This window comes from Maritimimonas sp. 2210JD6-3 (assembly GCF_056591795.1).
Map to the genome: position 1 here is coordinate 48,037 of NZ_JBWQOJ010000021.1, position 10,017 is coordinate 58,053.

Annotated in this window: 12 protein-coding genes; all 12 read left to right on the forward strand. The window is 35.6% G+C overall.

All coding sequences use genetic code 11. The annotated features are described in order from the left end of the window. Window positions 1-59 precede the first annotated feature (59 nt). On the forward strand, window positions 60-1,010 hold the full coding sequence (paaA, locus tag AC1EUY_RS10060; RefSeq protein ID WP_480195401.1) for a 1,2-phenylacetyl-CoA epoxidase subunit PaaA: 951 nt from the start codon (window positions 60-62) through the stop codon (window positions 1,008-1,010). Window positions 1,011-1,040: 30 nt separating this feature from the next. Then, window positions 1,041-1,391, forward strand: a complete 351-nt coding sequence (locus AC1EUY_RS10065) for a four helix bundle protein (protein ID WP_480195402.1) — start codon at window positions 1,041-1,043, stop codon at window positions 1,389-1,391. A 45-nt stretch (window positions 1,392-1,436) separates the two neighbouring features. Further along, a complete protein-coding gene (paaB, locus tag AC1EUY_RS10070; RefSeq protein ID WP_480195403.1) occupies window positions 1,437-1,721 on the forward strand; it encodes a 1,2-phenylacetyl-CoA epoxidase subunit PaaB in 285 nt (94 codons plus the stop codon). Between the two features lie 137 nt (window positions 1,722-1,858). Further along, on the forward strand, window positions 1,859-2,611 hold the full coding sequence (paaC, locus tag AC1EUY_RS10075) for a 1,2-phenylacetyl-CoA epoxidase subunit PaaC (RefSeq protein WP_480195404.1): 753 nt from the start codon (window positions 1,859-1,861) through the stop codon (window positions 2,609-2,611). Window positions 2,612-2,759: 148 nt separating this feature from the next. Then, window positions 2,760-3,260 carry a 1,2-phenylacetyl-CoA epoxidase subunit PaaD gene (gene paaD, locus AC1EUY_RS10080; protein WP_480195405.1) on the forward strand — a complete coding sequence of 167 codons (501 nt, stop codon included), beginning with the start codon at window positions 2,760-2,762 and terminating at the stop codon, window positions 3,258-3,260. An 83-nt stretch (window positions 3,261-3,343) separates the two neighbouring features. Continuing rightward, window positions 3,344-4,129 carry an enoyl-CoA hydratase-related protein gene (locus tag AC1EUY_RS10085; RefSeq protein ID WP_480195406.1) on the forward strand — a complete coding sequence of 262 codons (786 nt, stop codon included), beginning with the start codon at window positions 3,344-3,346 and terminating at the stop codon, window positions 4,127-4,129. A gap of 242 nt (window positions 4,130-4,371) precedes the next feature. Beyond that, window positions 4,372-5,568: a 3-hydroxyacyl-CoA dehydrogenase NAD-binding domain-containing protein gene (locus tag AC1EUY_RS10090; RefSeq protein WP_480195407.1), complete on the forward strand. Its 1,197-nt coding sequence runs from the start codon at window positions 4,372-4,374 to the stop codon at window positions 5,566-5,568. A gap of 27 nt (window positions 5,569-5,595) precedes the next feature. Then, complete coding sequence (locus AC1EUY_RS10095; protein WP_480195408.1) at window positions 5,596-5,985, forward strand: four helix bundle protein; 390 nt, start codon at window positions 5,596-5,598, stop codon at window positions 5,983-5,985. A 13-nt stretch (window positions 5,986-5,998) separates the two neighbouring features. Next, window positions 5,999-6,409: a PaaI family thioesterase gene (locus tag AC1EUY_RS10100; protein ID WP_480195409.1), complete on the forward strand. Its 411-nt coding sequence runs from the start codon at window positions 5,999-6,001 to the stop codon at window positions 6,407-6,409. A 244-nt stretch (window positions 6,410-6,653) separates the two neighbouring features. Continuing rightward, window positions 6,654-7,859, forward strand: a complete 1,206-nt coding sequence (gene pcaF, locus AC1EUY_RS10105) for a 3-oxoadipyl-CoA thiolase (RefSeq protein WP_480195410.1) — start codon at window positions 6,654-6,656, stop codon at window positions 7,857-7,859. 36 nt (window positions 7,860-7,895) lie between these two features. Next, on the forward strand, window positions 7,896-8,216 hold the full coding sequence (locus AC1EUY_RS10110; protein WP_480195411.1) for a GIY-YIG nuclease family protein: 321 nt from the start codon (window positions 7,896-7,898) through the stop codon (window positions 8,214-8,216). Between the two features lie 29 nt (window positions 8,217-8,245). Beyond that, window positions 8,246-10,017: phenylacetic acid degradation bifunctional protein PaaZ (paaZ, locus tag AC1EUY_RS10115; RefSeq protein ID WP_480195412.1), on the forward strand; the 1,772-nt coding region annotated here is incomplete at its 3' end.

Genomic DNA, 10,017 nt, shown 5'->3' on the forward strand with positions numbered 1-10,017 from the left:
ATAAAATAGTATAACAAATTTAAAAAGCCCTTTCCTTTGGAGAGGGTTGAGAATAGGATATGAGTGAAGAACAAATTAAATCATTAGAAGAACAATTTGAAGCACGTATTGCACGCGATGAGAAAATTGAACCTAAAGATTGGATGCCCGAAAAATACCGTCAAACACATATCAGGCAAATGTCGCAACACGCACATTCTGAAGTGGTAGGTATGCTTCCGGAAGGAAACTGGATTACCCGTGCTCCATCGTTAAGACGTAAAGTAGCCTTGCTAGCCAAAGTGCAAGATGAAGCTGGGCATGGATTGTATCTCTACAGCGCAACAGAAACTTTAGGAATTTCTAGAGACGAAATGTATGAACAATTGCACACAGGAAAAGCCAAATACTCTAGCATTTTTAATTATCCAACTTTAACATGGGCAGATATGGGAGCTATCGGTTGGCTAGTAGATGGTGCTGCAATAATCAATCAAGTGCCCTTGTGTAATACGTCTTATGGGCCGTATGCTAGAGCAATGATTCGTGTGTGTAAAGAAGAAAGTTTTCATCAACGTCAAGGTTATGAAATCATGATAAAATTAGCAAACGGCACACCAGAACAAAAAGAAATGGCGCAAGATGCATTAAATCGCTGGTGGTGGCCAAGTCTAATGATGTTAGGGCCAACAGACGATAAATCTGTTCACACTGCACAATCTATGAAGTGGAAATTAAAGCGTAAAACAAATGATGAATTGCGTCAGCAATTTATTGACCAAACGGTACCACAGGCAGATTTAATTGGACTCACCATTCCAGATCCAGATTTAAAATGGAATGAAGAACGTGGTAGTTATGATTTTGGTGAAATTAATTGGGATGAATTTTGGCAAGTGGTTAAAGGCCATGGCCCAATGAATAAAGAACGCATGAAAGCACGAGTTGGCGCTTGGGAACGTGGTGAATGGGTACGTGATGCTGCGATGGCACATGCCGAAAAGAAACAAGAAAGAAAAAAAGCAGTTTAATGAAATTAAAGTTGAATCTGAACTTGAAAAATGGATAATAAAAAATTCGATTTAACTGAAAGACTTGAAGATTTTGCTGCGACTATTATTCTTTTGTACAATAAGAAACCATTATCATATGCAGGAGATTATTTAGCCAAGCAATTAATTAGATCATCTTGCTCTTCTGCTCTAAATTATGGTGAGGTATTAGGTGCAGGAACTGATAAGGATAAAATTAATAAATTAAGAATTTGCCTTAAAGAATTAAGAGAGTCGCAAAGAAATTTAAATATTCAAACAAAAGCAAAGTTGTTTTCGGAAGAAGAACTAAAAGACTTGAAAGATGAAAATGACCAATTAATAAGAATTATAGTAACAAGAATAAAAAATATTAATTGAAGTAATTTCAAATTCGATTTCAACTTCAATTTCAAATTCATAAGGATGAGAAAAAATTGGCCACTTTGGGAAATCTTCGTAAGAAGTAAAAACGGATTAGAGCATAGGCATTGTGGTAGTTTGCATGCCGCAGACGCAGAAATGGCGCTAGAAAACGCTCGTGATGTTTATACACGACGTAATGAAGGTGTAAGTATTTGGGTAGTAGAATCGAAGCATATAACGGCTTCTAATCCCGAAAATAATGGAGAGCTATTCGAACCAGCTCAAGACAAAATATATCGCCACCCAACATTTTACGATTTACCAGACGAAGTAAAGCATATGTAATTTGAGCTTTGCTCAAATTACAATTCCCACAAAAGTGGGAAACTCATCAATTAAAATAAAATGTCACTCTAAAATTATCCTAGAGTTGAATTACTAAAAGTTTCCCGTTTTTACGGGAACGATAAATAAATTTATCGATGAAAGAAAACTTATACAATTACATTCTCGGTATTGCAGACAACAGTCTCATATTAGGACAACGTATGGGAGAATTATGTGGGCATGGACCAAGTCTAGAAACAGATATTGCTTGTACTAATATTTCTTTAGATTTATTTGGGCAAGTACGTAGCTACTATCAATATGCAGCAAAAATAGCTGGAGATGAGAGAACTGAAGACGATATCGCGATGCTTCGTAAAGAACGTGAGTATAAAAATGTATTATTGGTAGAACAACCAAATACCAATTTTGCTTATACTATTGGCCGTCAGTTTTTATTTGATGTCTATCATTTTGCTTTTTTAACTGATTTACAGAAAAGTACAGATTTAACACTTTCTGCTATTGCAAAGAAATGTATTAAAGAAGTGAGTTATCATGTGCGTTTTTCTTCAGATTGGTTAAAAAGATTAGGAGACGGAACCGAAGAGAGCAATCAAAAAATGCAAGAAGCCATTGATGATTTATGGACGTACACTGATGAGTTATTTCACCAAACTGATGCTGATAAAGCGATGGTTTCAGAAGGTATCGGTGTTGATGTAATTAAACTCAAAGACGCATATTACAATCAAGTTTCAGAAGTATTAATCGAAGCTAACTTAAAAGTTCCAGAATCTAAATGGTTTCAAAAAGGAGGTAAAGAAGGTGTGCATACAGAGCATATGGGTTATTTACTAGCAGATTTGCAATATATGCAACGAACCTATCCTAATATGGAATGGTAACCAATTCCTGCGAAAGCAGGAATCTCATAATCGAAAAGTAAAAGCTACTCGGTTAAAAGTTAAACGTCACTTCGAGTGATTTGTGAAGTATGAGCAAATTGTATCGAGAAGCAATAAAATAAGTTTCCCTTTTTCATGGGAAGTAAACATGACAATAACAGAACAACATATTGATAAAAGATTGATTCCAATTTTAGAACAAGTTTCAGACCCTGAAATTCCTGTACTATCAATTATGGATATGGGCGTTGTGCGTTCGGCAAGTATTAGTAATGATATTGTGAAAGTAGAAATTACACCAACCTACAGCGGTTGCCCAGCAATGGATGTCATTGGAGACGATATTAAAAAAGCATTACATGATGCAGGTTACGCATCTGAAATTGATTTGATTTTGCATCCAGCTTGGACAACCGATTGGATTACACCAAAAGGAAGAAAAGCACTAGAAAATTATGGTATAGCAGCACCTTTAGAAGCCGAAGCAGATAAAGAAGTATTGTTAAATGGAAAACGATTGGTAAAGTGTACGAATTGTGGTTCGAAAAATACACGATTGGTGAGTCAGTTTGGTTCAACAGCATGTAAAGCACAGTTTCAGTGTGCCGATTGCCAAGAGCCTTTTGACTATTTTAAATGTTTAAAGTAAAGCGTCATTCCGAACGAAGTGAAGGAATCTCATGATGAGATTGCCACGTCCTTCGTCCTCGCAATGACAATTAAAAGTAAGGTATGAGCAATAATTCAATTATTTTAAAAATTGAAAACAAAGTAGCGTTCATAACGCTCAACAGACCAGAAGTATTCAATAGTTTCAATAGAGAAATGGCTTTACGGTTGCAAGCTGTTTTTGAGGATTGTGAAACAAATGATGATGTTCGAGCGATGGTACTTACTGGAAGCGGCAAAGCATTTTGCGCTGGGCAAGATTTAAAAGAAGTAACTTCTCCTGAATTGAATCCAGGTTTTAAAAAAATATTAGAAGAACATTATAATCCAATTATTAAAAAAATTCGCTCCATAAAAAAACCAATTATTGGTGCTATAAATGGTGTTGCCGCTGGTGCTGGAGCAAATATTGCTTTGGCTTGTGATATTGTAGTGGCTCATGAAAAAGTAAGTTTTATTCAAGCATTTAGTTTAATTGGATTGGTGCCAGATAGTGCAGGCACCTTCTTTTTACCACGCTTAATCGGTTTTCAAAAAGCACAAGCCCTAGCGATGCTAGGAGATAAAGTATCAGCAACAGAAGCTGAAAGAATTGGCATGATTTATAAAGTTATTTCTTTAGAAAATTTTGAAGAAGAAGTACAAAAGTTAGCTTTAAAGTTAGCAAACATGCCAACCAAAGCATTGGGTATGATTAAAGAATTATTTAATGCCTCAATAACCAATACGTTAGATGCACAATTAGCTATGGAATCAAAATATCAAATTGAAGCAGCGCAAAGTGAAGATTATGCTGAAGGCGTTGCTGCTTTTATAGAAAAACGTAAACCAGAATTTAAAGGAAGATAAAGAATATAGAAATTAGACCGCTTCGCTTTTAGATTTAAGACTAAATCAATGCGAAGCATTGAAATAAATGTTGAAATGCAGAATATAAAAATCAAATCGTTAAGAATTTCTGAAACCTTGGAAGAAATTTAGATTTTATTTTTGGTTTTCAAGCTCAATAAGAGATTGAAAAATTCCTCACTTTCAACTTGAATTTTTGGTTCGTTTTGTTTCAAGACAAAATGAACATAAAAACAAAGAAAATGAACATAGGAATAATAGGAAGTGGAACAATGGGAAGTGGCATCGCACAAGTAGCTGCTACTGCTGGATGTCAAGTAAAATTATACGATACCAATCAGGCAGCTTTAAATAAAGCAGAAGCAGCTTTAGAAAAAATATTAAATCGCCTTATTGAAAAAGAACGTATTGATGCCAATGAGAAAAATAGAGTTCAATCTAACATCTCGTATGTAGATAGTTTGAAAAGTTTGTCAGATTCAAACTTAACGATTGAAGCCATTATTGAAAATCTTGATATTAAAAAGAAAGTATTTTCAGAATTAGAAAATTATGTATCAGAAGACTGTATCATAGCATCAAATACCTCTAGCTTATCTATAGCATCGATAGCAGCCTCATTGCAAAAACCAGAGCGATGTGTTGGTATTCATTTTTTCAATCCAGCCCCGTTAATGAAACTGGTTGAGGTGATTCCTGCCATTCAAACATCAGAGGCTGTTCTTCAAAAAGCAATTGAAACTATTTCCGATTGGAAAAAAGTAGTCGCTGTGGCGAAAGATACACCTGGTTTTATTGTCAATCGCGTAGCGAGACCGTTTTATGGTGAAGCCTTACGAATTTATGAAGAAGGTATTGCCGATTTCGCAACTATCGATTGGAGTTTAAAAACCTTGGGAGGTTTTAGAATGGGCCCTTTTGAATTGATGGATTTTATTGGTAACGATGTGAATTACACAGTTACAGAAACGGTGTTTACAGCTTTCTATTTCGATTCAAGATACAAACCAGCATTCACGCAAAAACGATTTGCTGAGGCAGGTTATTTGGGACGTAAATCTGGAAAAGGCTATTACAACTATGATGAAAATGGTAGAAAAGTAGAAGACTCAACTGTCACGTCGAGCACTTCGACTTCGCTCAGCACAGGCTCTGTCGAGAAGTCCCTTTCAGAATCTATATTTAATCGTGTATTAATAATGCTCATCAATGAAGCGGCAGATGCATTATTTTTAAATATCGCTTCCGCGGAAGATATAGACAATGCCATGACAAAAGGAGTTAATTATCCAAAAGGATTACTGGCTTGGGCAGACGAAAAAGGCATCGATTGGTGTGTAACCAAACTAGATGAATTATATAATGAATATCATGAAGATAGATATCGATGTAGTCCGTTATTACGTAAAATGAACAGAGAACATAAAACGTTTTTTTAAAGAGGAATTAGGTATTTGGAAATAGGAATGAGTGATAATAGTAAATATCATTTTAAGTTTGAAGACTTAATTGTCTATCAAAAGGCTATGGATTTTGGTGAATTAACAGACAGTCTAGTTAAAAAGTTTCCAAACCATGAGCTTTATGCTTTATTATCTCAATTCCGAAGAGCTGCAGACTCTATAGCATTGAATATTGCTGAAGGCTATCCAGGTTCTGACGCTCAATTTGTAAAACACTTGAATCATGCTATTTATAGTGCTAATGAATGTGTTAGTTGTAGCACAAAAGCAAAAAGACGAAATTATATAAGTTTAGAACAAGATGAAGAAAATAGAAAATCGATTTCTGAATTAACGAAAATGATGTCATCTTTAAGAAAGAAAATTTTAAAAAGAATCAATACTAATACCTAATCTCTAAAATCAAATGCCTTTAAGCGGAGCGCAAATACCACATAAAATGCTAAACCAAGACGCTTACAGTCAATGGTTAGGCATTGAAATACTCGAATGTGAACTAGGGCGATGTAAAGTAGGCATGACTATTCGTAAAGAAATGTTGAATAGCATGAATAAAGCTCATGGAGGTATTAGCTACTCATTAGCAGATACAGCATTTGGTTTTGCTGCAAATACGCATGGTAAATACGCAGTATCTATCGAAACGAGTATCAACCATATTGAAGCTTTGGAAGAAGGTGATTACTTGGTGGCAGAGTCAGTAATAGAAAAAGTAAATAATAAATTAGGTTTTAACATCATTGAGGTAAAACGCGGTGATGAATTAGTAGCCCTTTTTAAAGGTGTGGTTTATAGAACACAAAAAAAATGGGAATAAATTCCTGCGTAGGCAGGAATCTCTTAACAAAAAGAAAATAAACTTTGGTTAAGAAAAAACATAGTAATAACGTGCGTTAGGGATTGCAGTGGTATCCTTTTTTACGTTAGTTCGAGTGAAATTACTTTTTAGCAATTTTGTATCGAGAACAAGTAAAAAAGATATAACGGAAAGCCCGACCTTTAGGTAACGCCCAAAAAAATAGTAATAATTAATAAGATACCTGCTTACGCAGGCATTAGATATGGAAGCATATATAATAGACGGCATAAGAACGCCAATAGGAAGTTACAAAGGTACATTATCTGCTGTTCGTACAGACGATTTAGGAGCTATTGTAATTGAAGAAATTGTAAAACGAAACCCAAATATTCCTAAAGAGGCTTATGATGATGTCATTATGGGTTGTGCCAATCAAGCAGGAGAAGACAATCGTAATGTTGCTCGAATGTCTTTATTATTAGCAGGATTACCATTTACAGTTCCTGGAGAAACGGTTAATAGATTATGCAGTTCAGGATTATCAGCTATCATTCATGCTAATCGAGCTATAAAAGCAGGTGATGGAGACTTGTTTATTTCTGGTGGTGTTGAAAATATGACACGCGGACCCTACGTAATGGCTAAACCATCAACAGCATTTGGAGGTGACTCTAAAATGTACGATTCTACATTTGGATGGCGTTTTATCAATCCAAAAATGCACGAATTATATGGTACCGATGGCATGGGAAATACTGCCGAAAATCTCGTTGAAAAATATAATATCTCTAGAGAAGATCAAGATGCCTTTGCGTATTGGAGTCAAATGAAAGCTGCAAAAGCACAAGAAAATGGACGCCTAGCAAAAGAAATTGTAACAGTAGAAATTCCGCAACGTAAAAAAGAGCCTATCCAGTTCTCAAAAGACGAATTTGTTAAACCTAACACATCTTTAGAAGTATTAGGAAAATTACGAGCAGCATTTAAAAAAGAAGGCGGTAGTGTTACAGCTGGAAATTCATCAGGATTAAATGATGGAGCAGCAGCAACCATTATAGCATCAGAAGATGCCGTAAAAAAATACAACCTAAAACCACTAGCACGAATTGTAAGTTCTGCTGTAGTTGGTGTAGAACCACGAATTATGGGTATTGGTCCAGTTAAAGCTTCTAATAAAGCATTAGAAAAAGCTGGATTAACCATGGACGATATAGATATAATAGAATTAAACGAAGCCTTTGCAGCGCAAGCGTTAGCATGTACAAGAGCTTGGGGACTAGCAGATGATGATTCAAGGTTAAATCCTAACGGAGGCTCAATAGCAATTGGCCATCCTTTAGGAGTTACTGGAGCTAGAATTGCGTATTCAGCAGCTTTAGAATTGCATGAACAACAAAAGCAATACGCTCTAATTACTATGTGTGTAGGAGTTGGACAAGGGTATGCTTGTGTGATAGAAAGAGTTTAATTCCTGCGTAGGCAGGAATCTCATAGTAGGGAATAAATGAAACATTGGTTCGTCTATATAATGACAAATAAACCCAACGGAGTAATTTATATTGGTGTGACTGATAATATTGATGAAAGAGTTAAAGAGCATAAACTGAAATTGTATCCTAAAGCTTTTACAGCGAGATATAATTGTGATAAATTGATTTATTTTGAAGAGTTTGAAAATGGAGAAAAGGCTTTAATAAGGGAGCGACAATTCAAAAAATGGAAAAGAGATTGGAAAATCAAGTTGATTGAAGAAATGAATCCAAGTTGGTGTGATTTAAGTATTAATTGGAATTTAGATACGACAAGATTAAGAAGTAATAATTAATAAGATACCTGCCTGCGCAGGCATTGGATATGAAAAAAATACAACACTACGTCCAAGGTAATTGGACAACTGGAAAAGAAGAAGGTACATCAATTCATGACGCCATTACAGGCGAAGCGTTCACTAGTGTAGCTATTGAAGGATTGGATATTCCAGAGATTCTTAACTACGGAAGAACTAAAGGAGGTGCAATACTTCGTAAAATGACCTTTCAAGAGCGTGGCAACATGCTTAAAAAGTTAGCATTATACCTTACCAAAAGAAAAGATGCTTTTTATGAATTAAGTTATAGAACTGGTGCCACTAAAATTGATAGTTGGATTGATATAGAAGGTGGTTTTGGTAATCTTTTTGCCAATGCATCTTTACGGAAATTATTTCCTAATCAACCATATCATGTAGAAGGTGATCCAATAGATTTATCTCGTGGTGGACGATTTATGGCACATCATATTATGGTGCCTAAAAAAGGTGTTGCGGTGCATATCAATGCGTTCAATTTTCCAGTTTGGGGTATGTTAGAGAAATGCGCAGTGAACTGGATGGCTGGTGTTCCAGCTGTTGTATTGCCAGCACCATCATCAGCTTATTTAGCCGAAGCAGTAGCAAGAGAAATTATTAATTCTGGGATTCTCCCAGAAGGAGCGTTGCAAATCATTAACGGTACTGTAAAAACTATTTTAGATACTGTTGAATCTCAAGATGTGGTAACTTTTACAGGATCAGCAGCTACAGGGCGTTTATTAAAAGCACATCCAAGAATCATTCAAGAAGCAGTGCCTTTTACTATGGAAGCTGATTCATTAAATGCCTCTATTTTAGGAGAAGATGCTGTGCCAGGAACTCCAGAATTTGATTTATTTATCAAGGAAGTCAGAAAGGAAATGACAGTTAAAGCTGGACAGAAATGTACAGCAATCAGACGTATTATTGTACCTGAAAAGCTGGTTGAAGATGTTCAAATTCAATTAGGAAAAGCATTAGATAAAGTTACTATTGGTGATCCAAGGTTAAAAGAAGTACGCATGGGATCATTGATTAGCAAACAACAAGTTGAAGAAGTTAAAAAGTCCGTTCAAGATATTGCTAAAGAAGCACAAATTGTGTATGGTGATTTAGATAAAATTGATACTATTGGTGCTGATGCCAATAAAGGTGCATTTATAAGTCCAATTTTATTGCGTGCAGATCATCCATTTAAAAGTTCAGCTATTCACGAGCGCGAAGCATTTGGGCCTGTGAGTACCATAATGCCTTATAAAAGTTTAGATGAAGCTATACAATTAGCACAAATGGGCAAAGGCTCTTTAGTGTCTTCAATTGCAACATTTAATGATAACATTGCAAAAGAGTATGTGGTAAATGCTGCAAGTCATCATGGACGCATTTTGGTAATTAATCGTGAGATGGCAAAAGAAAGTACGGGGCATGGTTCACCATTACCAAGTTTAGTGCATGGAGGTCCAGGACGAGCAGGAGGTGGCGAAGAAATGGGAGGTATGCGTGGTATCAAACATTATTTGCAGCGAACTGCGATTCAAGGTACACCAACTACATTAACAGAAATTACAGGCATTTATCAGCCTAATGCAAAATATAAGGAAGCTAAACAGCATCCATTTAAATACCATTGGGAAGATATTGAAACGGGTATGTCTATGAAAACCCATAAGCGTACCATTACAGATACTGATATTATCAGTTTTGCTAATGTAACTTGGGATCATTTTTATGCACACACAGATATTACCTCTTTAGATGGGAGTATTTTTGAAAAGCGAACAGCACATGGTTACTTTAT